General features: G+C 36.4%; 26 protein-coding genes and 2 pseudogenes. 13 read left to right on the forward strand and 15 right to left on the reverse strand.

From position 1 onward, the window contains the following. Positions 1-688: 688 nt before the first annotated feature. From NLJ00_RS17675 to NLJ00_RS17715, 9 genes are all read right to left on the reverse strand, one after another. Positions 689-943 (reverse strand): hypothetical protein, encoded by a 255-nt coding sequence (locus NLJ00_RS17675; protein WP_256634790.1) that lies wholly within the window; start codon positions 941-943, stop codon positions 689-691. Between the two features lie 40 nt (positions 944-983). After that, complete coding sequence (locus NLJ00_RS17680) at positions 984-1,583, reverse strand: IS3 family transposase (protein WP_256634791.1); 600 nt, start codon at positions 1,581-1,583, stop codon at positions 984-986. An 8-nt stretch (positions 1,584-1,591) separates the two neighbouring features. Continuing rightward, the gene (locus NLJ00_RS17685; RefSeq protein WP_256634792.1) at positions 1,592-2,752 is read right to left on the reverse strand and encodes an IS3 family transposase; all 1,161 of its coding nucleotides are present in this window, start codon (positions 2,750-2,752) and stop codon (positions 1,592-1,594) included. Positions 2,753-2,923: 171 nt separating this feature from the next. Then, positions 2,924-3,283 carry a peptide chain release factor 1 gene (locus NLJ00_RS17690; RefSeq protein ID WP_256634793.1) on the reverse strand — a complete coding sequence of 120 codons (360 nt, stop codon included), beginning with the start codon at positions 3,281-3,283 and terminating at the stop codon, positions 2,924-2,926. An 88-nt stretch (positions 3,284-3,371) separates the two neighbouring features. Next, on the reverse strand, positions 3,372-4,022 hold the full coding sequence (locus NLJ00_RS17695; RefSeq protein ID WP_256634794.1) for a S24 family peptidase: 651 nt from the start codon (positions 4,020-4,022) through the stop codon (positions 3,372-3,374). Between the two features lie 4 nt (positions 4,023-4,026). Continuing rightward, entirely contained in the window at positions 4,027-4,395 is a 369-nt protein-coding gene (locus tag NLJ00_RS17700; protein WP_256634795.1) for a hypothetical protein, read from the reverse strand. Positions 4,396-5,691: 1,296 nt separating this feature from the next. After that, positions 5,692-5,973, reverse strand: a complete 282-nt coding sequence (locus NLJ00_RS17705) for a hypothetical protein (RefSeq protein ID WP_256634796.1) — start codon at positions 5,971-5,973, stop codon at positions 5,692-5,694. A gap of 266 nt (positions 5,974-6,239) precedes the next feature. Further along, a complete protein-coding gene (locus NLJ00_RS17710) occupies positions 6,240-6,848 on the reverse strand; it encodes a transposase (RefSeq protein WP_256634797.1) in 609 nt (202 codons plus the stop codon). A 30-nt stretch (positions 6,849-6,878) separates the two neighbouring features. Then, entirely contained in the window at positions 6,879-8,036 is a 1,158-nt protein-coding gene (locus NLJ00_RS17715; protein ID WP_256634798.1) for an IS3 family transposase, read from the reverse strand. A gap of 364 nt (positions 8,037-8,400) precedes the next feature. Between NLJ00_RS17715 and NLJ00_RS17720 the strand changes: the two genes are divergently transcribed. The 3 genes from NLJ00_RS17720 (at position 8,401) to NLJ00_RS17730 (ending at position 10,437) form a co-directional block, all read left to right on the forward strand. Beyond that, a complete protein-coding gene (locus NLJ00_RS17720; protein ID WP_256634799.1) occupies positions 8,401-8,853 on the forward strand; it encodes an Hsp20/alpha crystallin family protein in 453 nt (150 codons plus the stop codon). A gap of 68 nt (positions 8,854-8,921) precedes the next feature. Next, entirely contained in the window at positions 8,922-10,076 is a 1,155-nt protein-coding gene (locus NLJ00_RS17725; protein WP_256634800.1) for a cation:proton antiporter domain-containing protein, read from the forward strand. A 169-nt stretch (positions 10,077-10,245) separates the two neighbouring features. Next, positions 10,246-10,437, forward strand: a complete 192-nt coding sequence (locus NLJ00_RS17730) for a cold-shock protein (protein WP_256634801.1) — start codon at positions 10,246-10,248, stop codon at positions 10,435-10,437. Between the two features lie 626 nt (positions 10,438-11,063). Here NLJ00_RS17730 and NLJ00_RS17735 read toward each other — a convergent pair. Then, complete coding sequence (locus tag NLJ00_RS17735; RefSeq protein WP_408611579.1) at positions 11,064-11,360, reverse strand: DUF305 domain-containing protein; 297 nt, start codon at positions 11,358-11,360, stop codon at positions 11,064-11,066. Between the two features lie 147 nt (positions 11,361-11,507). Then, on the reverse strand, positions 11,508-12,740 hold the full coding sequence (locus NLJ00_RS17740; protein ID WP_256634803.1) for a condensation domain-containing protein: 1,233 nt from the start codon (positions 12,738-12,740) through the stop codon (positions 11,508-11,510). 832 nt (positions 12,741-13,572) lie between these two features. On the opposite strand from NLJ00_RS17740, the gene NLJ00_RS17745 reads away from it, so the two are divergent. The 3 genes from NLJ00_RS17745 to NLJ00_RS17755 all read left to right on the forward strand — a co-directional run bounded on the left by NLJ00_RS17745 (position 13,573) and on the right by NLJ00_RS17755 (position 16,187). After that, complete coding sequence (locus NLJ00_RS17745; protein ID WP_256634804.1) at positions 13,573-13,794, forward strand: hypothetical protein; 222 nt, start codon at positions 13,573-13,575, stop codon at positions 13,792-13,794. Between the two features lie 504 nt (positions 13,795-14,298). Then, on the forward strand, positions 14,299-15,207 hold the full coding sequence (locus tag NLJ00_RS17750) for an alpha/beta fold hydrolase (protein ID WP_256634805.1): 909 nt from the start codon (positions 14,299-14,301) through the stop codon (positions 15,205-15,207). A gap of 98 nt (positions 15,208-15,305) precedes the next feature. After that, entirely contained in the window at positions 15,306-16,187 is an 882-nt protein-coding gene (locus tag NLJ00_RS17755; RefSeq protein ID WP_256634806.1) for an AraC family transcriptional regulator, read from the forward strand. Between the two features lie 204 nt (positions 16,188-16,391). On the opposite strand, the pseudogene NLJ00_RS17760 reads toward NLJ00_RS17755, so the two are convergent. The 3 genes and pseudogenes from NLJ00_RS17760 to NLJ00_RS17770 form a co-directional block, all read right to left on the reverse strand. Further along, positions 16,392-16,758, reverse strand: a pseudogene (locus NLJ00_RS17760) (DNA-3-methyladenine glycosylase I); the annotation flags it as partial. A 58-nt stretch (positions 16,759-16,816) separates the two neighbouring features. Further along, positions 16,817-17,140 carry a nuclear transport factor 2 family protein gene (locus NLJ00_RS17765; protein ID WP_256634808.1) on the reverse strand — a complete coding sequence of 108 codons (324 nt, stop codon included), beginning with the start codon at positions 17,138-17,140 and terminating at the stop codon, positions 16,817-16,819. 19 nt (positions 17,141-17,159) lie between these two features. Further along, positions 17,160-17,942, reverse strand: coding sequence for an SDR family oxidoreductase (locus tag NLJ00_RS17770; RefSeq protein WP_256634809.1), 783 nt, complete (start codon positions 17,940-17,942; stop codon positions 17,160-17,162). 134 nt (positions 17,943-18,076) lie between these two features. On the opposite strand from NLJ00_RS17770, the gene NLJ00_RS17775 reads away from it, so the two are divergent. After that, a complete protein-coding gene (locus tag NLJ00_RS17775; protein WP_256634810.1) occupies positions 18,077-18,433 on the forward strand; it encodes a winged helix-turn-helix transcriptional regulator in 357 nt (118 codons plus the stop codon). Positions 18,434-18,467: 34 nt separating this feature from the next. Here NLJ00_RS17775 and NLJ00_RS25135 read toward each other — a convergent pair. Next, a pseudogene (locus NLJ00_RS25135) lies at positions 18,468-18,884 on the reverse strand (IS982 family transposase); the annotation flags it as partial. A gap of 51 nt (positions 18,885-18,935) precedes the next feature. On the opposite strand from NLJ00_RS25135, the gene NLJ00_RS17780 reads away from it, so the two are divergent. The 6 genes from NLJ00_RS17780 (at position 18,936) to NLJ00_RS25120 (ending at position 23,739) form a co-directional block, all read left to right on the forward strand. Next, positions 18,936-19,562: a TetR/AcrR family transcriptional regulator gene (locus NLJ00_RS17780; RefSeq protein WP_256634811.1), complete on the forward strand. Its 627-nt coding sequence runs from the start codon at positions 18,936-18,938 to the stop codon at positions 19,560-19,562. Between the two features lie 296 nt (positions 19,563-19,858). Beyond that, positions 19,859-21,043 (forward strand): MFS transporter, encoded by a 1,185-nt coding sequence (locus NLJ00_RS17785; RefSeq protein WP_256634812.1) that lies wholly within the window; start codon positions 19,859-19,861, stop codon positions 21,041-21,043. Positions 21,044-21,172: 129 nt separating this feature from the next. Continuing rightward, positions 21,173-22,009: an aldo/keto reductase gene (locus NLJ00_RS17790; protein ID WP_256634813.1), complete on the forward strand. Its 837-nt coding sequence runs from the start codon at positions 21,173-21,175 to the stop codon at positions 22,007-22,009. Between the two features lie 27 nt (positions 22,010-22,036). Next, positions 22,037-22,831 (forward strand): SDR family NAD(P)-dependent oxidoreductase, encoded by a 795-nt coding sequence (locus tag NLJ00_RS17795; RefSeq protein WP_256634814.1) that lies wholly within the window; start codon positions 22,037-22,039, stop codon positions 22,829-22,831. A gap of 220 nt (positions 22,832-23,051) precedes the next feature. After that, positions 23,052-23,495: a nuclear transport factor 2 family protein gene (locus NLJ00_RS17800; RefSeq protein WP_256634815.1), complete on the forward strand. Its 444-nt coding sequence runs from the start codon at positions 23,052-23,054 to the stop codon at positions 23,493-23,495. A 25-nt stretch (positions 23,496-23,520) separates the two neighbouring features. Beyond that, a complete protein-coding gene (locus tag NLJ00_RS25120) occupies positions 23,521-23,739 on the forward strand; it encodes an SDR family oxidoreductase (RefSeq protein WP_408611580.1) in 219 nt (72 codons plus the stop codon). Positions 23,740-24,005: the final 266 nt, after the last annotated feature.

Here is a 24,005-nt window from a genome sequence, read left to right on the forward strand (position 1 = left end):
TTTTAAAGCCGGCAGCGTGTTTTAGACTGCTGGCTTTTTTTCTTGAAAAAGATTGATAAGGGAAGACAGGAAATTATCAAATTTTGAAAATGTAAAACTTAATTTCAGCTCTGTTCTTAGTGTTCGAATCCTGTTAAGTTATCGAACGCTAAAATTTAAATTTATCTTGTTTTTCATATAAATACTGTTTTTCTGAAGTTTGTTTCTTTATGAAGAAAATAAAGCAAAAACGAGTCAAACTCATTTATTGATAAGGGTTAAATAAAAAAATGGCGCCAATTGTCTTCAATTGGCGCCATTTGGCTTTGTGACCCTTACTGAACAATTTACAAACCATTTTATGAACGATTTAAAGAAATTAGCTTATTTTCAAGTGAATTTGTAAGATAATTATTTTAAATTTTTACTTAGAATCGGTTTGTATGTATCGTAGGGGTTAAACGTTAAAAAATGTTAAAACCTATTTATATTTTAATTTATTAAGATATTATAGATTTTTATAAAATTCCCTAAAATAAAATTTGGTGGTATCTAATGAGAACGAGTTAGTTTTTAGTAAAATTATATAATAATTTGGAGAATATTCAAATCAAAATTTGGTTGGGATATTAGAGTTTTAAACCGCTTTAATCTAATTATTAGGAATTATGTGTATTTACTAAGGGATGAGGAGAGCAGGATTCGAACCTTAGGCTTGAAACCCTTGCTTATACTGCATTTTTTCAAATTTATAATCTATTATGCCACGATGTTGCCATGGAATTAAAACTACTAAATTTTTAATTAACTTATTGTTTATTAGTGAATCAAATTGTTTTTTACTGCTGTTATTTTTAGGATGTAAATATAACGTTTTATTTATAAAACTAATTATTTTTCTAAATATCATAATACTATTCTCAAAAAAAACCTTATGATAAAGCGATAGAAGGGTTCTTTCCATATTAAAAGTATAGATTATTATGTCTAATAAGTGTTACCAATTAATTCTTTTTTACTTTGCTAGATAAATTTAATTCTCTCATATATTTTCTAACAGTTCTTGCTGATATATCATATCCTGAATTTTGCAGCTCTACTGCAATCCGTTCACTGCCATATCGTTGTTTACGAGCAAAAAATATTGAGGCAATTTCTTTCTGTATTACAATTTTTCTTATTTGTGTTTTCGAAAAAAGCTGATTTTTCCATTTGCTATAGGCAGTTCTGTCTAAATTTAGAGCTTCTGCCATAATTCTAATTGAATATTTTTTTTCATTGTCTGCCATGAAATAATAAATCGCCGATTTTCCCTGGTACATATAAGTGGATGCATTTTTTAAAATTTCAAACTTTAAATTTGATCTTTTGACTTTGTTTGCAAGCTCAAGAGTTTTTTTATGTCCAACAAATTTTAATTTTAACGGTGCAATTCCTAGAAAATGCTCTCTTCCAAATCTCTCATATTTTTGTCTCCATTTGCTTAAAGCACCAGGGTATATTTTCAGTTCTTCTTCCAGCTTTGTTAAACAATTTCTTTCATAACTTAGTAGAACTGCTTTTTCTTTAAAAAATCGACTATATTTTTTTCTAATTCCATTCATGTGCAACACTAATTGTTAATATTATTAAACTGCTCTATAGTTTTATAGTTCAATGCTGTATGTATTCTCTCTTTATTATACCACTCTTCAATAAATTCAAATACTTCAGCTTTCATCTGTTTCGTAGAAAGCAGTTGATCTTTGCGATTTAACAGCTCTCTTTTAAATGAACTAAAGAAAGCCTCGGAAATAGCGTTATCCAAATGATTACCTTTGCGACTCATACTTCTAATACAATTAAAAGAACTAAGTCTATTACTAAAGACTTTATTGGCATACTGAACTCCTCTGTCCGAGTGAAATATTAAACCATTTGAAACTTTACGATTAATAACAGCCATTTCCCAGGCGGGTAAAGTAGTTTTCTGAGTGGAAAGTCTAGAACTCAGATTCCAGCCAATTATTTTTCTATCATATAAGTCCATAATAATGGTTAAATACGAAAAGCCTCTTTTTGTTTGTATGTAGGTGATGTCTGAAACCCATACTTTTGAAGGGCCGTCTGTCTTAAACTTTTGATTTAAAACATTTGGAGCTATATAATGTGAATGATTTGAATTAGTTGTTACCTTAAATTTTTTTTTGGCGATTCTACGCAATCCCAGCTGTTTCATATAAAATGATACATGTCCTTCACATATTTTATATCCCCTGCTATTTAGTTCTTTAGTAATTGGTACTTTCCCTTGCTGTTTTTTAAAACTATAAAATATAGAGGTTAGTTCCTTTTTTAATAAAGCTAATTGTTGTTGTTTTTGCGAAATTCCATTGTTTTTCCATCTATTGTATCTGCCATAGCCTACTTCTAAAATTTCACACATTTTCAATATAGAATATTTGTGTTCGTTTTGTTTTATGAACTGATAGATTACTATATTTCCTTTATAAAGATAAAGAGATGCATTTTTTAAAATTTCAAATCTGAGTTCTGATTCTTTAGATTTTTTTTTTAGTTCAAAAAAAAGTTTGTTTTTGGGATGTACGCGTGCATAGCCAGACCCTTGAAAACTTCCAGCTCCAAATTCCTGATATTCTTTACGCCATCTCGTTAGAAGACATGGAAGTATACCAATTTCTTCTGAAAACTCTTTAAGACTATCTTTTTCATAACTTAGCAGCACAGCATTTTTTTTAAAAAGATGGTCATATTTTTTATATTTTCCTGCCATAAACTGATAACAATTTGATTTTTAGTTTTTTTTATAACAAAATATACTGCATGCATTTTGTTAGATTGGTTTTCAGCTAAAAGCAGAAAAAGCCTTTTGAGAGATTATTTTTTTAATGAAATTCAAAGGTCAAATTCACTAAAGTCTCTCATACTGGAGTAAGTGGAAGAATTAGTTACAACCTTTCAATTTTTTAATTTCATTATAAAGTTGATCAATTTTTTCATTTTTAAGCTTTATAATTTCAAGTCTTGCTTCGGCTAGTTCTTTATAATTCATATTATGGTTCTTATCACCGACTTTTAACATTGATCCTGTACCTGTTAATAACCAATTAGGATCTATATCTTTATATTTTACCAATAAATTATGTATTGGAAGCATTCCTGCATTGGTTCTTTCTTTGCAGATTTCTGTTATTAAAGAAGTACTGATTTTTAATTCCAGGGCGAATTTGGTAGGATTTGAAATGATATCTGCCTTCTTTAGGTATTCATAAACAATTAAAAATCTTTTCGTTATATCATTCATTACATGTAATTTAAAGATTTTATCTATTTGTATCTTTCTTTTGTAAGATACAATAAGTATTCCTGTATTGTAAAACGAATGAAAACTGCTATTCAACTCTGATTATGCCAGTTACAATGGATGCCGCAAGTAGTTCAGATTTTGGTATTTCAAACGTATCGTAATCTTTATTATCGCTTACAAGTGCAATAAAATTATCATTATCAGACCTGCACACCCGTTTGATCAGTACACCCAGTTTAGTACTTAAAATAACATACACTTTGTTCCATTGAAATAAAGTACCTGCAGGCAGATGCTTACAGGCGGCAATATCTCCATTCTGGTAATTGGGATGCATCGAGGAGTCTCTTATGATAATTAAATAATCTGCGTCTTCAAAAACCGGGATTAAAAATTGTTGGTTATTACTAGAAACAGTTGTACTGCCACAGATGTAAGCTGTTAAGTCTTCTGCTGTTATAAGCGACAGGTATTTGTTTTTTTTCTCAATGCCTTTACAGCTGTTTTTTAAAACATTCCCATTTCCGGTTGTAAGCCATTCTTTATCAAGCAGTATATTTAGTTCACACAACCTGTTAATGAAATCAGCAGGTAAATTAACCTTACCGTTTAACACCTGCGAAAAGGAAGATTTGCTGGAATAGCCCATCAGCCGGCCTATTTCCTGCTGGTTTTTGGCAGTACCGAGGCTCATTAGGGTTTTTAAGGCTATTTTAATTCTCTGCAGTTCATTCATGGTTCTATTCCTGCTTATCAGCTTGAATCTGTTTTTCCAGATAGGAGATTATTTTATGCAGATTTTCTATGGTCTGCTGCTGGCTTGCTGCTAAAACTTTAAAATTTTCTGCACTCTCTAATAGCAACCTGTAGATGTCTGAATTTTGAATCGTTTCCTTAAGCATCGGTCCTTCTCTTTTGAGCAGCCAGTCGCAGCTGTATTGAGGATATTTTGCAGCAATTTTCAAAATCCATTTGGCTTGTATATCGGTGTTTTTTGCAATAGCACGGGATAAAACAGCCTGGCTTGAACCCATTTCCTGTTCAAGTTTTGAAATGGATATATTTTCATTTTCTGCCAGAATTTTAATGTTTTCTAATAATATATTCATCCAGATACGAATTTACGTCATGATACTATAAAATTAATCATAATTTGTTGTGATTTGTTTTTTTTTTTGTATGAAAAAACACGAAAAAATATGATGGCTTTAGATTGGGACATTTTTAAGCAGCTGTTAATATATAATTGTAGGTAAGTATGGATTCTTTCATATGGGCTTTAATAAAAAATAATTCTTTTTTTTCTTAAAACTATGTGTTTTCTAATTAAAGGGAAGGTTTTTTGTATTTTTATTCTGGCCGTTGAGGAAGGGATTGTTTGGATTTTGTTTACAAACAGTCTGCAGATCTATAATGAAAAGGCTCTCTTGGATTAAAAATTAAAAATGATCTGTGATTATAAGCGCCATAAGTATTTGTATCCCCGGGGACTGTAAATATCCTAAGCAAAGACATGCTGATTACCATTTATTTGTTCTGTAAATTAAACCCTTTATAATATTGGGCATATTAAATTTTCAATACGCAGCATAGTGGAACTCCATGTTTAGCCTCCATTTAAATTTTGGTGCCTTTAGCCGTATAGGCACTATATTTTGAATGAGTTTAAATAGATATGCCGCGATTGAAAAATCAGTTTAAAATTTAAGGCGTTTATATTTTTCTGAATTAAAAGACAGCCGGCTCCGTTTTGGTAATTCCTGTTTCATGTTCTGCATATTAATAAGTTAGAGTATGTAAACGTATGGATTAAATATGCTATTGCATTTTAGTTTTAAATAATCAATACGTAGTAAAAAAAACAAACAGTTAAATGTACAAAACTGCTGTGGTTTCCTTTTTAAAATTTCCTGCAAAGCGGTTGCAGATTATAATCTGCAACCAGATAAAATTCTGAAAGTAAAGCTGAGATTGAAATAATATTTTTAAAAGTTCAGGGAACCGGCAGCATCCGTCAGTATCTTACATTTAAGGCTTTTAATTATTAAAGAGTATTTGTTTTTCCTTTTTTCTTTCTTTAAAGGTATGTACCTTCTGAAAGCAATAAGGATATTTTATTTTATTCGGGCCGACGGCGGGAAGGGATGGCTGGGATCTTCTGCAGTTGAAATGGATAGAATGATTTTGAACTATAGTTTGTGAAGAAAGTGAAATGCAGTGATTGATTGTGAGCCGGAAGGATGAACACTACTTTTTTAACTCTCTCTGTGCTGATTTCTAATTAAAAAAAAATGTTTTTATCATAAAAACGGACAGCAGTTATCTTTTAAGATAGACATTTTTGGAGTTATTGAGACAGGAACACTTAAGTAGTTTTGTAGGGATAGAAGCGGAATTAAATAATATTAATTACAGATTGTCTTATCACCGATGGCAAGCAGGCCTTTAATGGTAATACAGCTCTGATCTGTATAGGAGTTTAAAAAGATATGGCCTTTCTCACTGAGCAGCAGCAAAGCGTCGAGTACAGCGGCTTGGTTTTCCCGTTCAGGGGAAAAGCGGTCCTCGGGTTTTACTGATAAAAACAGGGATGCCATGCTGGTAAGCTCCTCCAGGGTGCAGCTGCGCTGATAATTTTGGCCAATCAGTTGCAGGATTTTGTTGCAAAAAAGAGGGGATGGTTCCATGGAATGCTTGTTTTATCCCATATACGAAATGGGGCCGGTTTTGGTTTTGCACCGGAGGCGTTTTCTTTGTTTATTTCATTATGTTTTTAATCGGCACCAGTTAATTTCTATTGGCTGGCCGATTATGTGCAGGGAGGGTTGTTTAATTCTTTCTTTCTTTCTTTCTTTCTTTCTTTCATGCTGCTTTGTTTTGAATTAATTAATGCCAACTGTCTGAAGTTCATTTTCTGAAAACAAAAAGAGTAGATAAGACAAAGCAAATATTTTCAAGTTCTGAATTTGTACTTTTTTACTGAAACGCGCAGATTTAATTCGCGCATATATATGAGCACTGTATTTGAAGATAATTCGTATCCCGATCTTTGAAGTTCTGCTGTGATACGTTTAGATCCATAACGTTTTTGAGATGACATAAATATAGATACTATTTCTTCCTTAACCATCATTTTCCATTTTTGTCTTTCAGAGACATATTCATTTTTCCATTTGTTGTAGCTTCCTAAGTTTACACCAAGAATTTTGCACATCATGTAACTTGAATAATTTTGTTCACTTTTAGCTATAAATTCAAATATAAAAGGTGGTCCTTTTTGAAGGTAATCTGTAGCTTCTTTAATAATTTTAAATTCAGTATCTGCCTTTTTAATTTTTATTTCAAGATCATAAATTTTTTTTTCGCGGATAGTTAATTTTGTTTTTCCTAAAACGGAGAAATTTTCTTCTCCGTTTATAATGTAGTTTTTTCTCCAGTGCAACAATGAGGCATAAGTTATATTGAATTTGCGAGCGATGTCTTCCAGTTTAAATTTTTCAAAACTTAGCTTGACGACTTTGAGCTTGAAATCACGGTGGTATTCTTTTTTATTTGCCTTCATGAATATAAGTAGCTATTTTATTTTTTGACATTATATTTCTGCATTGAACTCTTCAATTGTTTTATATTTAAGCGCTGAATGTCTCCTTTTTTTGTTGTACCAGTTTTCTATATAATCAAATATCTCCGCTCTCATCTCTTTTGGAGTTAATAATCTTTTCTGACTATATATCAATTCTCTTTTTAATGAGTTAAAAAAGCTCTCAGAAACAGCATTATCGAAACTATTTCCTTTTCTACTCATGCTTTGCATACAACCATATGTGTTAAGAGTAGTAGTAAAAAGTTTATTCGCATACTGTGTTCCGCGATCGGAGTGGAATATTAAGCCATCTTTTACTTTTCGATTACTTACAGCCATATTCCATGCAGGAAGAATAGTTGAATTTGTTGAAAGCACAGAACTAAGATTCCAACCGACTATTTTGCGGTCAAATAAGTCTATTATGACTGTAAGGTATAAGAAACGTCTTTCGATTTGTAGATAGGTGATGTCGGAAACCCAAACCTTTGAAGGTTTGTCCGTTGTAAATTGTCTGTTAAGTATATTTGGTGAAATAAATAGCTTATGCTGGGAATCTGTGGTTACTTTATATTTCATTTTGACTTTACGTTTAAGACCAAGTTGCTTCATGAAAAATGTAACCTGGTCTTCCGATATATGTACTCCTCTTTTGCAAAGTTCTCTAGCAATTAATACACACCCACGATATTGTTTAAATTCATAAAATATAGAAGTTATTGCATCTTTGAACAGGTTAATTTGGATTTCTCTTTTTGATAGAGGATGCTTCATTTTTAAATTATACATGGAAGTAGAGACGCATAAGACCTGACACATTATGCCAATTGGGTATTTTTTTCTATTTTGATGGATAAAATTATATATTGTTTGTTTGTCCTGAGTTTTTAATTTTATAGCTTCTTTAAGTATTTCTAATCTTAATTGCGATTCTGCAAGTTTCTTTTCTGATTCAAAAATCTTTGAATCCTCATAATAAATTCTTTTTTTTCCTTTGCCAGGAAAACTACCCTCTTTATATTTCCGATAAATAATCCTCCACTTAGAAAGCAATTTGGGATTTATTTCAAGTTCTTGGGCTGTATTAAGAACATTTTTTCTTTCATAACTCAGCAGAATCGCATTCTTTTTAAAGTCAGGTGTGTGACATTTTGGTATTTCTTCCATCTTATTACTATTATTCAAGATTAGCGTATCTAAGTTACTTAAAGTACTTGATTAAAATTATGTCAATATATTCAAATTTCTGAATTATTGTAGCAATTTTCTAATACAGTTTCGAACCTAACCTCCTTAACACTTGAATTTGTTAACTTTCTATTTACGAAAACACCATACGCCATCATTCTGCAACAATATAAAAGCAGTGCGAAAAAAAGAGTATTCGTCGTAGATTAAAATGACATTTTTTCATTGTTTACTATGAAAAAATGTCAGAATTAACCCCTGGCATATTTTTTGTTTTTTTCCTTGTGCACACCTTTGTGCAAGTTTAAAAATTTATTGTATAACAATTTTAAAAATTACTGTTATGAATCTTATTAAAAGAAACGGAGGCCATGTGCCGGCTTTCCAACGCTTGTTTTTTGATGATTTTTTTGGCCGCGATCTTTTCAATTGGGAAAACAACAATTTTTCAACCACAAGCACTACACTGCCTTCAGTGAATATTAAGGAAACTGATGAGAATTATGAAGTGGAAGTAGCCGCTCCCGGTATGATCAAAGATGACTTCAAGGTTACCCTTGATAATGGACAGCTGCTTATTTCTTCGTCTAAACAGGAACATGTAAATAAAGAGGAAGAAAATTACACCCGCAGAGAGTTCAGTTATCAATCTTTCCAGAGAAGTTTTGTACTGCCTAAAAATGTAGTGGACGAAGATAGAATTCGTGCCAGTTACGAAAATGGAATTTTACTGCTGTCTATTCCAAAACTGGAACAGGCCAGACAAAAGTCACCAAGGATGATAGAGATTTCTTAAAAACTTTTATTAATTTTTTTATTCAAAGCTGCCCCATAAAGGCAGCTTTCTTGATAATAATTTAAAATATGCTGTCACAATTATTCTCGGGGATAGCTGTACTTTCCCTTATTGTCTTATTGCTGATTTTATTGCTTCGGCGTTTAAAGCAGCCGTACTTTATCGCTTATATAGCGGCCGGTGTACTTTTAGGCCCTCAGGTATTTAATATTATTGACAAACCTGATGTGATATCAGAACTTGGTGAGATCGGGATCATTATTATGATGTTTTCTATAGGAAGCGAAATTGACCTTCAATATCTCGCGCGTAATTTTTACAAACCGCTGATGATTTCAGTTGTTCAGATTGTGCTTAGTTTTATCTGCATGTATTTTGTAGGATCATATGCGGGATGGAAAATTACAACAATTGTACTGACTGCTTTTACAATCAGCATCAGCAGTTCGGCCATTGTATTTCAATATCTGGCCAGAACAGGCCAAATTAAAAGCCAGCTCGGCATGATTACCTGCGGTGTATTATTAATGCAGGATATATTGGTTATACCTATGATGCTGGCATTGAATTTTATGTCAGGTGCCGCTGTATCAGCAGTCCAATTGATAAAAGTATGCGCAGGAGGTGTACTGATGATTCTTTTTTTGAAAGGGGCTCTGACTAAAAAACTTTTTAAAATTCCGATGCGCAAAGAGATTACTGCTGACCATGAACTGCAGGTTTTTATCGGCTTTAGTATCTGTTTCACAATGGCCTGGATCAGCGGATGGTTTGGCTTGTCTACTGCTTTTGGTGCTTTTGCTTCAGGAATATTAATCGGGCATGATAAGGCAACCCGCTGGCTGGGCAGTTCCCTTATTCCTTTTAGGGTATTTTTTATGGCTTTCTTTTTCTTAGCTGTAGGACTGCAGTTAGATATTAATTTTTTTATTCAAAATGCAGGTACAATTATATTGATTTCATTTTCCGTACTCTTTATAAACAGCCTGATCAATACCATTCTTTTTAAACTGACCAAGAACTCCTGGCGCGACAGTTTATATGCAGGCGCCCTCTTATCGCAGATAGGGGAATTCAGCTTTATTTTAATGACCATGGCAGCTTCTTTAAAATTAGTAGAAAATTATGCCTATCAGATAACACTGGCTGTAATTACTTCAACTATGCTGTTAACTGCCATTTGGCTTACGATTATTCAGCAGTTAATTTACAGGATAAAATAGAAAGGAAAGATCTGAAATTGTTATAAGTTTTCAGAGTATTTTTCCATGTATCCTCATTTTAATTTTGCTGCTGAAAAACGTATTTTAATTAATTAAAAAAATAAAATATTAAATATTAGCAGCTTTCCCATTTTTTTAATGTTATCTTTAAGCAATTAAATACATAAAAATGCAAGAAGGTACAGTAAAATTTTTCAATGAAGAAAAAGGATTTGGATTCATAACTCCTAATAATGGAGGGGCCGAAGTTTTTGTTCATGCTTCAGGTCTGTCAGAAAACATCGCTCAAAACGATGCAGTACGATATGACCTAGAAGAAGGCCGTAAAGGTCCAAACGCAGTAAACGTAGTTGTAGCATAATATACTATCACAGTTAACTTATAAAGGCACCTCTAATGAGGTGCCTTTTTTGTTTTATGGATGTGGTGTATATATTATTAGTATTTATTTTTCAGGAGCTCTTCCAGCTGTAAGATACACCCGAGCGACAGCGAACCGGCCAAGCAATCTTTGTGCCCAGCCTCGGGTCAATTGTATGTAATATTATTTTTTAGGAGCTTTTTCCCGCTATCCGTTCCAATCTTTTGTGCCGAATCCCGGCACAAAAGGATTTCACTGCACACGAGCGAAGCGAACTGGCGAAGCAATCGGGGCTAAGGGCTGCCAAAGAGCCCTGTTTTTGTGTTGGAGAGATGTACTATTCAAACCCAATTGATGTCTTTCTATTCAACACAGGGAGTTGTCTTTCAGCTTTGCTGTACACTTAGCTTTTATACTGAATTTAAAAAAGTTTTGAACCTATTCTCGCTACACCTTGATTTGCCTCGCTTCTATTTTTCGAAAATGCCATGTGCCACGATTCTGCCACAAAACTTAAACTGGTGAAATATTGTTAAAAACCGTCTTAGCATTTTGTGGCAAAATTGAAGGCAACTCCAATTGTAGCAATTGTATAGGGAATAGTGTTTACAAGTAAATCAGGCGATTTACCAAGTGAAGGCTAGCCTCTTTAAGCCAACACCGCATTTTTTTTGTTCAGTTACTATGCTTTCAGTGAGCTTTATCACGTCTGTGTTCCCATGTGCAATTTCATATTTTGCTATATCCAAGGCATTTTGGTGATGTGGAATCATTTGTTGCATAAAAACAATCTCTGGTGTACTGCTGGTGAATGCATCATGCCTATTTGCCATCATGGTATCCATCATAGCTCTATAGGATTTTTTAGCGCGCTGTACAGTACCTGGATAATGCTTTGCCGTGCCTGTAATGGATTGCTGCACAATAACGATAAAAGAAACACCTTGACAGATTTAAAACAAAAATTATATTTAGTAATTTTCGTATATCAATTTTTTTTTAAATTTATTTTAGCTTAAAGTTAACACCATACAATGCAACATTACTGCGCATTATATGGTGTTATTACATTAGGCAGTAGTTTCTGCTGTTTTTTTACAAGCATTTATTAGGATGGACTGCATTTCCTTAAGTATGCCCGGTATAGGGTTGTCGCTGGTATTGGTAAGTCCAAGCTGTCCATTGGTACTTATAGCGCCAATTGTTTGCTCCTTGCCTTTGCCTGATCGGACCATAGGGCCATACACCGCTTTTAACTTAAGCTTTCCAAAGTCGGTATTGTATTTTACGCGTACAAGGTTGGTAACCATGATATCGTGGTTAAAAGCTTCTTTTAAAACATCAATCATCTGTTGGATATCAGCACTGTTAAAAGTCAACTTTCTGAAAAAATCAATATAATTCTGTACGTGTTCTACGGAGTCGGTGCCATTAAGCCCCATTTTAGCAAACCTGGCAATGTCCCAAAAAGATAGATTCAGTTCAGTCTCAAAATATACAGGATGCGTAGTGATATTCAGGCCAAAGTTATCATCTAACCTTAGTGCCTTTCTTGTACAAATAGGGGAGATCAGTTCGAGCTTTTTATCTGCCCAATCGTTACGCAGTTTTCTGCCCGCAAGTACTACGGCAGCGCAAATAGCACCATGTACAGTGGTTTGTTCCCGTCGCGATCTTTCCAGTATATTCAATGTAGTTTCTGCAGAGAACCGAATGCTGTCAACTTTTGGAAATACAGGTGGGATTCTTTTAAATACAAAATCTACATTTTCTGTATCTGTAACTACCGTGTCATCAGGTAGCCCCAAAGTTTCATCGTTAGACTTTTGCGGAGCCAATACTTCCAGCTTTTGGCCGGCTGCAGCAGCTAATATATCCCTGAAAAGAAAGTTAAGTGATGAGCCATCTGCCAGAGTATGGTTTGCCACCAGGATTATTACGGTGTCTTTAGGTTTCTGAATTAAAACTACCCTTAATAACGGCCCCTGTTGCGTATCAAAACGTAAGGCCAGCTCTTTTTCAGCTTCTCGTTCCCATTTGTAATCATCGTCTGCTTCAATTACTCTCAGCGGAATCTCTAAAGAGTCAACATGTTCTGTTACAGGTCTCTTAAACTCGTCCATAGTAACCCTTACCGATAGGTTAGGATGTCTTTGCTGCACCTGCTCAATTGCCATTTGCCAGGTAGAGACTGATTCTTTACCCTCTACCTCTGCAGCAAGTGCAAAGTCTTTAGAATCGATTTGGTCTAACAACCAAAATGTTTTTTCGAATGCACCCAGTGTGCGATTTTGTTTTGTCATTTTTAACAATTTTTAATTTTAATAAGCTTAAAGCCTGTATTTGCTCCCATATAGGTCAGTAGAATAGGTTTAATCCTTGGGTACAAAGCTCAGAAAAGATATAGGCGCTAAAAATGGATATAGTTCCGTTATTATGGGAGATTTTTCCTTGCAGAAGTATAGTTTCCTTTAAGCGATGCTGTTGTGGTAATACAAAAATTTTACACATCACTCACGGCCCGTGCTTGTTGCCAGCTCAAACCTTTTAAATAATTAGTGTTAGAGTACTTCATCCATCAGGTCAAGTCCACAGTTTATGTTAGGTATTATTTTTCTTTCATACATATTATGAAAGTTAGCCTATGTTCTTATATGTGCAGTATGTAATAAAATTGTCCCTATACGAACCGTAACACCGTACTTGCAAGTAAGTAACTTAGTTGCGAGCTTTGTACAAAAAAAAATTAAAAAATATAAAAATGGATTACGGAAACGAATTATCTGGAAAGATAGCCTAGGTAACTGGAGGATCAATACCAAGGCATCGGAAAACTTACTGGCCTAGATTACAAGCAATACAAATAGGACTATAGAATATGCACAACAGGGAGTTATGGGCGCTTATGCGGCATACCCTTCGTGTATTAACAGCTATCGAAAAAGAAAAGGTAAACAAGGCATTTTCTTTTCTGTCCCTCTTGCATCAAAAAGTTTTAAAGGATTATCTGCACAGTATTAGTTTTATGGCTGATATGCCAAATACCGCACTTACATCACCGGTTGAAAGTGCCAGTGCTGAAAAGATGTTCAATATAACATTTAGGGCTGATATTTTAAACGAAACCATTTCTGAATGGCTACATGGAAAGAAAACACCTGTTATGTGAAGTATGAAAATAATGAATACGAGGTAATTGTTGATGCCGGTAATCTGGATGCTATCGTTTACGTTTTATTACATGAAGCGACCCATATCGTAGATGGCGTTTTAAATATTATGCCACATTTGGATAATGAAGAAACAAACGAAGCTCCTACGCTAATCACGGCAGGTGTTTGGAATACGATAAATTAGCCAAATCAAAACGCTACCAGTGCGCTATTAGAAACCGCAAGGTTCAGCAGCGGTAAGCCGTTACCAATTTCATCTGTTACGAGCCATTTACCAATATGAAAGTTTTAAAAAGGCAATCCATACCGGCAATATTTTATACGTAATATAAGTTGTCGTTTTATGTTATGGGGAAAAATATGCTAATTCGGTTCTGAGCGTTATTAACTATTCATTAAGATTATATCAAGTTTATATAGCAATAATTATAGATCTATAATTTTATTTTATTTGTAAATAGTTGTTTCAAAGTGTTTTACTTTTAAGTTTTATTTGTCGATTTTATTGTTTTCCAAAGATTAAGCGCATTTAGGACATGTGTTCACTTATTTAAAACAGTGCTTTATTTGTATATAAGGGAAAAATATACAATTAACTTGTCTAATTGTCCATTTCATAACGCGGCGGTTCTGCCCATCTTTGCAGTGTAAATAATTCATAGCAATATTAACATTAATAAAAAACAAAATGAGAACATTCATTTCAACACTTATCCTACTATGTGCACTTACCTTTAACCAATCAACTTACGCTCAGTCTAAGAGAACTCCTGCATCTGCAGGAAGGGCAGAATATGTTGAGGTTGAACCCAATGTTAAACTTCACGTTACCGATCTAGGCGACGGTCAGCCTATTGTGCTAATACACGGTTGGCCACTGAATGACGCGATGTACGAATACCAGTATCAGTATTTTGTACAAAAAGGTTTCCGGGTAATTGGGATATCGCTAAGGGGATTTGGAAAATCAGATCGCCCATACGGTAAATATGATTTTGATGTATTTTCGGATGACATTAAAGTAGTATTAGAAAAGCTGAAAATAAACAACGCGGTACTCGGCGGTTTTTCTTTGGGTGGGGCTGTTGTACTTCACTATATGGACAAGTACAATGGAGCACATATTAGTAAACTGGCACTTTTTGGAGCGGCTGCGCCTTCTTGGAAACAGCGTGAAGCTTATCCTTACGGTGCAACAGATGAGGCTGCTGCAGGTTTAATCCAGACCACAAGAATCAACAGGCAACAATTAATAGAAGATTTTGGCAAGGGTTTCGGAGCTTCAGAAAATTCTATTTCACCGGCAATGTCACAGTGGTTAGCAGGTATTAACGCAGATGCTTCACCCTATGCAACTACCCAGGCTATAATTGCCCTGCGAGACCTTGACCTGCGCCCGGCATTAGCAAGAATTAAAGTTCCCGTTGCAATATTCCACGGTACAAAAGATAAATTATGTGACTTTGTTTTCGCAGAGCAGTTGCACAAAGGAATCAAAAACTCTTACATTGTAAAATTTGAAAAAAGCGGGCACGCCTTATTCATTGAAGAGATGGAGAAATTTAACACTGAACTTGAAAAGTTTGCTAAAAGTTAATTACCCTAATCTGTTGTCCTCTTCATGTGGATAAAATTATTTAAATTAGATTAATATGCCGGCCTTAGTAAAGGCCGGCATTTAAAACCCATGCTGTAATGAAACAACATATTTTTGATTCAAGCCTCAAAACAATAGGCATGGTGCAGGTAAATAGCCAAAGCCTGGATGTCATTAATTCCGAAGCTTATAAATCGTATATAAAGGTGCTATACGTCTCTAAAGGCTGTAAGGTCAAGGTAGATTTTAAAGTATATGATACTTCCGTTCCCTCTCTTTTTTTTATCAGCCCAAATCAGGTCCTGAGCATCGAAGAGTTGTGTGATGAGCCTGGACAACTTATATTTTACAATCAGGATTTCTACTGTATTCAGTTACACGATGATGAAGTAGCATGTGATGGACTGCTGTATAATAATATCCATAATATGCCCATGACAGCTGTTCCAAAGGAAGCATCAATGTATATTAATAGTTTATTTCTCCAAATTGAAGATGAATTTAAAATGAAGGATTGCTCACAAGAAGAAATGCTCCGTACCTATTTAAAACAGCTTTTCATTAAATCTACTAGGTTGTGGAAGATACAGCATCTGGATGGGTCAATGGCCCAGAAAAATAACGATGTAGAATTTTTTAGGCGTTTCACCCAATTGGTTGAAGAAAACTATAAAAAAAAGCACAGTGTTGCAGACTATGCGGATATATTAACTATAGCACCAAAAACCCTTACGCACAAATTTAAGCGTTTGAACCTCCCTCAGCCCAATGAAATTATTAAAAGTCGTATTATCTTAGAAGCTAAACGTCTTCTGGTACATACCTCAAAAAGCGCCAAGGAGATCGCCTACGATCTGGGTTATGAGGACCCTTCTTATTTCAGCCGGCTTTTTTTTATAAAAACCGGCGAAACCCCCGTTGGGTTTAAGAGCAAATATCTTAGTAGTGAGGATGCTAATTTGGATCGTCTAATATCTTAAAAACATAATCTAACTTCCTTGAAAGATAAAACACCAATTTTAATGGGCGTGGCCGCCGCATTGTTTTTTGCCGTCACCTATATAGTCAATGGACTAATGTCGCTATCGGGAAGCAACTGGATATGGAGCTCATCGCTTCGCTTTTTCTGGATGCTGCCCATACTATTGCTGATTGTAGGGTTAAGAGGAGGACTGCGACAATTGTTCCAGCCATTTTTGTAAGGAGCCGAATTCATCTTGTAAAATTATAATGGTTTTTGCATTTTCAATAGCGGCGTTTATTTTTAACTTGTTGCGTTTTATACCTGAATCTGCCAAAAGCCGCTCACGGTCCTTATCTGTGTAAGCCGCTACTTGTTTAATGTCGAAGTTGCTGTAGGCCTTACGAAAAGAAACCTCTTTTTTCAAAATTGTTTCCCAGCTTAACCCGGCTTGGTTGATTTCTAAAATTAGCCGTCCAAACAATTCATTATCATCATGTATCGGGAAACCATAATAGTTATCATGATATTCCATATGAATAGCCTTCCTTTCGTCGGGTTGCATATTATCAATTGCTGCAGTATGACATTATATCAGGTTGTATTTATTATTAAAACGAAGAAATGGCTGTTTAGCCATTTCCTTACTTATACTGTAAATTTCAATGATCGTATCAGTCCATCGGCTATCACTAAGTGATAATTCAACACGATTGGGCTTCCAGGAAAATTCCCAGACGTTTCCGCTTTAAGGATGCTTTCCGTTGCGTTCTCTTCGTAGCCTACTGGTTTTATTGTTGCCTGGTATCGATCGTTGGAATCAGCGATCCAGTCTTCAATTTCTTTGCGGCCGTTATGGGTTTTGCCCTCGTCATGGACAACCGCATTTTCAGAAAAACACTTTGTGTATGCAGCGCTATCAAAGTTATTTTGAGCTGCCACTAAATCTGCTATCACTTTAGGTAAGTTCATAATATCGTATTTTTAATTATTAAATTGTAGGTACTGTGCCGCCGTCAATTACATATTCAGTCCCTGTAAGGTAGCTCGCTCTTGGTGAGACTAGGAAGCCTACTAATTCGGCGACTTCTTCCGGTTGCGCAGGCCTGCCAAAAGGTATACCACCCAATGCATCCATTACACTTTGTTGGGCTTCTTCTACGGTACTGTTCGCATTTCGCGCTATTTCGCCCAGCCAGGCTACCGATGCTGATGTGTTTATCCATCCCGGCGAAACTGCCAAAACGCGGACACCTTTTGGTGTAACTTCATTGGATAGGCTTTTGCTATAATTTCTTAATGCTGCTTTTGAGGCGGCATAAGGGAGGGTAGAATCATACAAAGGCAATATTCCCTGAATAGAGGCTATATGTATAATAACACCACTTTTCCTATCTATCATTTGTGGCAAAAATTCCCTGTCCAGTCGAACAGGAGCCAGCAAATTAGCTTGCAGAGTTGATACCCAGTCCTCATCAGTTAATGCACTAAATCCGCCGGCAGGTGTGGTTGAGGAGCCCAGGTTGTTCACCAGAATATCCAGTCGCCCATATGTTGAGAGAACTTCGTTAGCCAGCTTTTGCGCATCTTCTGCCTTACTCAAATCGGAAGAGATGAAATGCAGCTGGCTGTTTTCATTTTCCGGAAAATTTCGGGCAGTTATAATCACCGTTGCACCGGCTTGAAGCAGCCTTTCTGCAATAGTCCTGCCGGTTCCTTTTGTACCTCCTGTCACTAAGGCAATCTTGCCTGATAACTCATTTTGATAGTCCATCTTATTTATATTTTAAATTTCTTTGTACAAATCTCGGGAGTATGTAGGTAACTTACAAGTACGGAATTACGATTCATATAGGGATAAATTATTCCCCTATTGCATAAATTGATATATACCTTTAATTTTGTGGTATGTATGAGAGAAAAACAATACCAAATCTTAATTGTGGCCTTGACCTGATAGGTGAGGTACTTTATGGTAAATGGAAAATACGTTTACTTTGGTTTATAGAGCAGGGACATAAGCGTCCAAGTGAACTGCAGCGCAAAATACCCGATGCCTCGCGCAGGGTTTTAAATATTCAGCTGAAGGAATTAGAAGAACATGAGCTTGTGACAAAAGTTATTTATCCTGTTGTGCCTCCGAAAGTAGAATACAGTCTGACCGATTTTGGAAAAACACTGATTCCGGTAATTTCAGCTATCGGGAATTGGGGGGATGAACATGAAGAACGTTTACGATCGCTCATTTTAAAGCGTCTGGATTAAATTATAGAACTCTCAGGACTACTAAGAGTTGTTTTTAGATAGGAAAATCTGTTGTGCATTTTACAATACTGATTTTAATGTTGCTTATATTCCTGTCATGATAAATTTGTTGATGTACTGAAGGATTATTGCAGCAGTTATTTTTTAACAGGATTATTGTTTTATAAATTTCAAATGATTTTGCATAATTCCATTGAATCATTAACTGGTCGTAGAATTGAGAGAAGAATGTTTGTATCCTTTTTCTTGATTTCTTGAAGATATAAGGTTGTGGCTTAAAATTATCGTGACTCGTACGCATGGGTGCTTCGAGTTTGATTTGACAACTTTAAAAGAGATTAAGTTGCTGCTTAGAAGATAGATACCTATTATCGCCCAATAATATACAACTCTTAATTTGAGTTTATACATCCTTAAAGTAATGTATATCATGTATTGAGGCTGATGTTATCTAAACTTTTTATCACTCCCTTCCAAGAGTTTTAAAAAAAAAGAAATATTAATGATGAAATTATTTGGAACGATTGGTTTAAATAGATATCTTTGCCCTATTATGTCAAGACAAAAGGAATTTGATTACGATGAAAAGCTAATGGAAGCGAGAGAGCTCTTTTGGAGAAAGGGTTATAATGCAACTTCTTTAAACGATTTGGTTGATGCCCTCAAAATTAATCGGAGCAGCCTCTACTTGACGTATGGCAACAAACATGACCTTTTCATAAAATGTCTGAAGAGCTACAATGCGTTGAGGGGTAAGGAATACAACAAAGCTGCGAAAAGCAGCGAAAATCCTTTACAGGCGATAGAAAATATGATTATGTCTGTACTTGATACTATTAAAGAAAGTAAGACCTGTTTGGTTGTAAATTCATCATTTGAACTTGCTCGCGTCGACAGTGAAGTGAAAAATATGCTTAAGAGTCAAATGTCTTGGGGTATAAGAGTGATGGAGGAACTGATGGTAACAGCTCAGAAAAATGGCCAGATCCCAGCTGAAAAGGATGTTAAGGCTTTGGCTCATTTTACATTGATGAGTCTAACCGCTATTTGGCACACAGATCTGTTATATTCAGATGAAAAGCTTGTTCGCCAAATGGCTAAAATGTTAATAGATAATGTAAGCAACTAAAAAAATTTGCCTCTTATTAAACCGAATGGTTTAATAAGAGATCAAAGTATATTCTAAGCAATAAAATAAATCAATTAAAAACACAATAACTACAATTGATGGTAGAATGAATATAAAACTTTTTTTTAGCCTTATTTAAACCGAACGGTTTAATATAGCTACTTAATTTCTTCTAGCTGATGGATTCAATTAGTTCTATGGGCAGGCCAAATTGCAGGATACGGAAATGGAAGATTAAATAGATAAAAAAAGTAGCACGACTAGAATGATACACTTAACTCAAAGCAATGACAACAATGAAAACAACAAGTAAAAAAGCCGCTTATGTCGGTTGTTTAGGTATGATCTCCATAATAAGTACAGAATTTGGAGTAATTGGTATACTTCCTCAGCTTGCAGAATTTTATGGGATAAATATAGATACGGCTGGCTACTTACTAAGTGCGTTTGCATTAATTATCGCATTAACGGGACCGTTTATTGTTTTATATACTTCAAGATTTGACAGGAAAAAATTGATGTTATTAGCGATTCTCATTTTTGTCGTAAGCAATTTTCTATCAGCTTTAGCCCCACCATATTGGGTTTTAATACTATTACGTATACTACCAGCTTTCCTGCATCCAGTGTTTATTTCGATAGCAATGGCAACAGCAATCGATAGTGCGGCTAAAGAATATCAACACCGCTTAATGAGCATAGTTATTGGGGGTATTGCGGTGGCACAAGTCACGATCATCCCTCTATCAACATACATCTCAGGCACTTTTAACTGGACAGCATCATACATTGTTCAAGGGACCATCAGCTTGATTACCGCAGTAGCAGTCTATTTTTTGGTTCCAAGCACTTCATTAAATGTGGAAAAATCAATTGGTCTTCAGATGAGGATTCTCAAGCGTAAGAGTTTCATTATAAGCATTGTGACTAATTGTCTAATTATCTCTGCATGGTTCAGTACCTATGGGTATTTTGCAGAATACCTGTCAAAAGCTAGGGGACTAAATGAGCGTGAGATTAGCTACATGCTGTTCTTATTCGGAGTAATGGGCGTGATATCAAATTTTCTCGCTGGAAGACTACTCAGTAAAAATTTGACAAATACAACAATACTGTTCCTCTTCGGAACCATTTTGCTACCATTACTTTTCACTTTTAGCGATAAGTCGATTTACACTACTTCTGGCATAGTCTGTTTCTGGGGTATTATGTATGGCCCTTGTTTTCTTACTACGCTAGCTTATGTTGTGTCAGCAGCTCCAGATGCCAAGGAATTTGCCAATAGCATTCAAATATCTACCGGAAACTTAGGTGTAACACTTGGAACAGTTGTAAGCGGATTGTTCATAGGACAATACACTGCCACGATTGCTCCCTGGATCGGGGCAGCATTTGGTATTACTGCCATGGGTTTTATTTCCTGGCGTAGTTTAATAGAAAAAAAATCGGCAACCATAAATATATCCGAGACTTTTAAATGACGCAACAATTCAAAATTAAAATTTATCAGGCATTCAATGATCTAAACAAACATAGGCGTCAATTTTCTACGTGGTATTAAAAACATAATCTATAAATGATGCAGAAATTAAAGAAACAATTGTAATAAAATGAAAAACACATCAAACTATAAAATTGGAGACATCGAAATCAACCGTTTCGGATACGGTGCGATGCAACTGACAGGCAAAGGCGTCTTTGGGGAAGTCGCTGATCGCGAAAACGCTAAAAAGGTATTACAATCTGCAGTTGAAGCGGGCGTAAGCTTTATTGACACAGCGGAAGCCTATGGTCCAAAATTGAATGAGACCTTAATTGCAGAAGCGCTGTATCCTTACAAAGCAGGACTCCTGATCGCCACCAAAGGTGGATTTAACAGGCCCGGGCCTGGACAATGGATCCCTAATGGTTCACCAGGTTATATTACCCAAAACATCGACGGAAGTTTAAAAAGGTTAAAAGTGGACACAATCGACCTATGGCAATTGCATCGAATTGATCCCAACGTAGATGTTGAAGAAACGTTGGCTCCTGTTGCTGATGCAGTAAAGGCCGGAAAAATACGTTATGTAGGGCTCTCAGAAGTTAGCGTTGATCAGATCAAACAAGTACAGAAAATATTGCCGATTGTTTCTGTGCAAAATATGTATAATCTGGTAGACAGGCAATGGGAAAATGTCCTGGACTACACCGAGCAGCAAGGTTTGGCCTTTATTCCATGGTTCCCTCTTGCATCAGGTCCAGATAAATTGAAAGCTAAAATCAAATCCATCGCCGCAACGCATCTAGCTACAACAGCCCAAATTGCATTAGCCTGGTTATTAAAACGTTCATCAAATATCTTGCTAATCCCGGGAACAAAATCGGTCACTCACCTGCACGAGAATCTAAAAGCGGCAGACATCGTTTTGTCGGAAGAAGAATTTGCAACCCTTTCCGCTCAATAATATTAGTTATATCAATACCATATTTCAATGAAAATAATAACAAATAGTGAAAATCAGCAATCTGGCGATGACCGTTCAGCTTCGATGCTGCTTACAGGTAAAAAGGCACTTGTGACGGGCGGCAGCCGGGGCATTGGCGCGGCGATTGCAAAGACACTTGCAGCAGAAGGCGCTTCCGTTGCGATCACATACGAAAAGTCAAAGGATCAGGCTGAGGCAGTTGTTGCCGAAATCAAGGCCCTTGACCGCATCGCCGTAGCAATCCAGGCCGACAGTGCGGATATCGGGGCAATTCAGGCTTCGGTCGACAAAGCCGCTGCAGCACTTGGTGGCCTTGACATCCTTGTTAACAACGCGGGGATTATCCGGATGAATAATCTCTCCGATATTGCCATTGAGGATGTTCAGGCTCTTCTCGATGTCAACGTGCGCGGGCCGATCATCACGAGCAAGGCTGCTCTTGCCCATCTGCCAGAGGGTGGCAGCATCATCACAATCGGCAGCTACTTCGCGGATCGCGTGCCCTACGGTGCCTTGGGCATCTATGCAGCGACGAAGTCGGCCCTTAAGGCCTTTAATCAAGGACTTGCACGTGAACTTGGGCCTAAAGGCATAACCGCGAACATTGTCCAGCCTGGCTCGATAGACACGGATATGAACCCGGCTGACGGGCCCTTTGGTGATCCAATGCGCCAACTGACTGCTGCGGGCCGCTTTGGTTCAGGTGCTGAAATTGGGCATGCGGTCGCATATCTGACCAGCGACAAAGCTCGATACATTACCGGCACTACACTGACAGTCGATGGAGGTGCTAACGCCTGATAGTGATAGAACGTCGGGCAGTCTTCGTCGACTATGTCGAGCGTACCGTGACGGTTTGGATGCTCGCCGAGCAGCCGTGCTGGGTTTGGGCTGCGATAGTCGATGACAGCGTCACCTTCCACCAGGCAGTAAACTGGAGATTTAGCCACCTCACCACATTAAAAATGAAATAAAATTAATAACAATAATTACTAACTAATTTAACAAAAAAGGAAATATTATGGAAAAAGAGAATTTTACAGAAAAAGAAAAGAGTATGGCTGACCAGAACAGTTTTGCTGTAGTTAAACATTTTTACGACAGTTTCGTGCGAGGCGATATCGAGGCGGCTGTCGCAACCTTGAGTGATAATCTGGATTGGCGTGAATCTGAAAACTTCTTACTTGGTGATCGTAATCCCTACTTGACTCCAGCTGCTGTCGTAGAAGGTGTTTTTGGCCGCATCGCCAAAGAGTTTCAGAATTACATAGCGGGGCCTGACCAGTTGATCGACGGTGGCGATGTTGTCGTGGCCGTTGGCCGATCGAAAGGCATCATGGCCTCGACTGGAAAGCCATTCGATGCGCAATACATGCATGTTTTGCGTGTTGCTAACGGCAAAATCATAAGTTTTCATCAACTAATCGACACACTTGAAGTGTGGCGTTCGCAACAAGTTGACTAAGCGCAAATCAGCGGTAGAGTAGGTCTTGTATCTAAACCCGCATAAAATTACCGTTAACAGCGTTCAGGCAAGGCCAGTCAATACCGGCATGAATCCGGTATATGGGGAATGGTCGGACTTCTTAAAATCCAACACAGCATTAGCCCGATATGGCAGTGCGGATGAGATCGCCGCAGTTGCCGGTCCGGATGCCAGTTATATTAGTGGAGCCGTAATTAATGTCGATGGCGAATACCTTGCTTAGATGGAATGCCCCATGGATTCAGCCATGGGGCAACTTTACACGCTTGTGATTGATAATGTAAAAGGTGGTACACTAGTATTGAACTCTTATTCGATAATCTTGCGTCCTGAAGATCCAAATAGTAAGTTTCACTTGGTCTTAGCGAGCAACAAGGGTAAGCAAGTGGACAAATTCACAACTGGCGGACTTCGCCAGTTCATCAGTTGCGTAAATTTTGGCACTCGTTAATAAAACTGATAAAGATTATTATGATAACTCTATTGTCT

The sequence above is a fragment of the Flavobacterium panici genome, assembly GCF_024499525.1.
In the GTDB taxonomy this organism is placed as follows: domain Bacteria; phylum Bacteroidota; class Bacteroidia; order Flavobacteriales; family Flavobacteriaceae; genus Flavobacterium; species Flavobacterium panici.

What these genes read in the sequence shown, in the direction of transcription:
- NLJ00_RS17675 (WP_256634790.1), bottom strand. Translation starts at nt 943, where the DNA reads ATGGAAAGAACCCTTCTATCGCTTTATCATAAGGTTTTTTTTGAGAAT.
- NLJ00_RS17680 (WP_256634791.1), bottom strand. Translation starts at nt 1,583, where the DNA reads ATGAATGGAATTAGAAAAAAATATAGTCGATTTTTTAAAGAAAAAGCA.
- NLJ00_RS17685 (WP_256634792.1), bottom strand. Translation starts at nt 2,752, where the DNA reads ATGGCAGGAAAATATAAAAAATATGACCATCTTTTTAAAAAAAATGCT.
- NLJ00_RS17690 (WP_256634793.1), bottom strand. Translation starts at nt 3,283, where the DNA reads ATGAATGATATAACGAAAAGATTTTTAATTGTTTATGAATACCTAAAG.
- NLJ00_RS17695 (WP_256634794.1), bottom strand. Translation starts at nt 4,022, where the DNA reads ATGAATGAACTGCAGAGAATTAAAATAGCCTTAAAAACCCTAATGAGC.
- NLJ00_RS17700 (WP_256634795.1), bottom strand. Translation starts at nt 4,395, where the DNA reads ATGAATATATTATTAGAAAACATTAAAATTCTGGCAGAAAATGAAAAT.
- NLJ00_RS17705 (WP_256634796.1), bottom strand. Translation starts at nt 5,973, where the DNA reads ATGGAACCATCCCCTCTTTTTTGCAACAAAATCCTGCAACTGATTGGC.
- NLJ00_RS17710 (WP_256634797.1), bottom strand. Translation starts at nt 6,848, where the DNA reads ATGAAGGCAAATAAAAAAGAATACCACCGTGATTTCAAGCTCAAAGTC.
- NLJ00_RS17715 (WP_256634798.1), bottom strand. Translation starts at nt 8,036, where the DNA reads ATGGAAGAAATACCAAAATGTCACACACCTGACTTTAAAAAGAATGCG.
- NLJ00_RS17720 (WP_256634799.1), top strand. Translation starts at nt 8,401, where the DNA reads ATGAATCTTATTAAAAGAAACGGAGGCCATGTGCCGGCTTTCCAACGC.
- NLJ00_RS17725 (WP_256634800.1), top strand. Translation starts at nt 8,922, where the DNA reads ATGCTGTCACAATTATTCTCGGGGATAGCTGTACTTTCCCTTATTGTC.
- NLJ00_RS17730 (WP_256634801.1), top strand. Translation starts at nt 10,246, where the DNA reads ATGCAAGAAGGTACAGTAAAATTTTTCAATGAAGAAAAAGGATTTGGA.
- NLJ00_RS17740 (WP_256634803.1), bottom strand. Translation starts at nt 12,740, where the DNA reads ATGACAAAACAAAATCGCACACTGGGTGCATTCGAAAAAACATTTTGG.
- NLJ00_RS17745 (WP_256634804.1), top strand. Translation starts at nt 13,573, where the DNA reads ATGGCTACATGGAAAGAAAACACCTGTTATGTGAAGTATGAAAATAAT.
- NLJ00_RS17750 (WP_256634805.1), top strand. Translation starts at nt 14,299, where the DNA reads ATGAGAACATTCATTTCAACACTTATCCTACTATGTGCACTTACCTTT.
- NLJ00_RS17755 (WP_256634806.1), top strand. Translation starts at nt 15,306, where the DNA reads ATGAAACAACATATTTTTGATTCAAGCCTCAAAACAATAGGCATGGTG.
- NLJ00_RS17765 (WP_256634808.1), bottom strand. Translation starts at nt 17,140, where the DNA reads ATGAACTTACCTAAAGTGATAGCAGATTTAGTGGCAGCTCAAAATAAC.
- NLJ00_RS17770 (WP_256634809.1), bottom strand. Translation starts at nt 17,942, where the DNA reads ATGGACTATCAAAATGAGTTATCAGGCAAGATTGCCTTAGTGACAGGA.
- NLJ00_RS17775 (WP_256634810.1), top strand. Translation starts at nt 18,077, where the DNA reads ATGTATGAGAGAAAAACAATACCAAATCTTAATTGTGGCCTTGACCTG.
- NLJ00_RS17780 (WP_256634811.1), top strand. Translation starts at nt 18,936, where the DNA reads ATGATGAAATTATTTGGAACGATTGGTTTAAATAGATATCTTTGCCCT.
- NLJ00_RS17785 (WP_256634812.1), top strand. Translation starts at nt 19,859, where the DNA reads ATGAAAACAACAAGTAAAAAAGCCGCTTATGTCGGTTGTTTAGGTATG.
- NLJ00_RS17790 (WP_256634813.1), top strand. Translation starts at nt 21,173, where the DNA reads ATGAAAAACACATCAAACTATAAAATTGGAGACATCGAAATCAACCGT.
- NLJ00_RS17795 (WP_256634814.1), top strand. Translation starts at nt 22,037, where the DNA reads ATGAAAATAATAACAAATAGTGAAAATCAGCAATCTGGCGATGACCGT.
- NLJ00_RS17800 (WP_256634815.1), top strand. Translation starts at nt 23,052, where the DNA reads ATGGAAAAAGAGAATTTTACAGAAAAAGAAAAGAGTATGGCTGACCAG.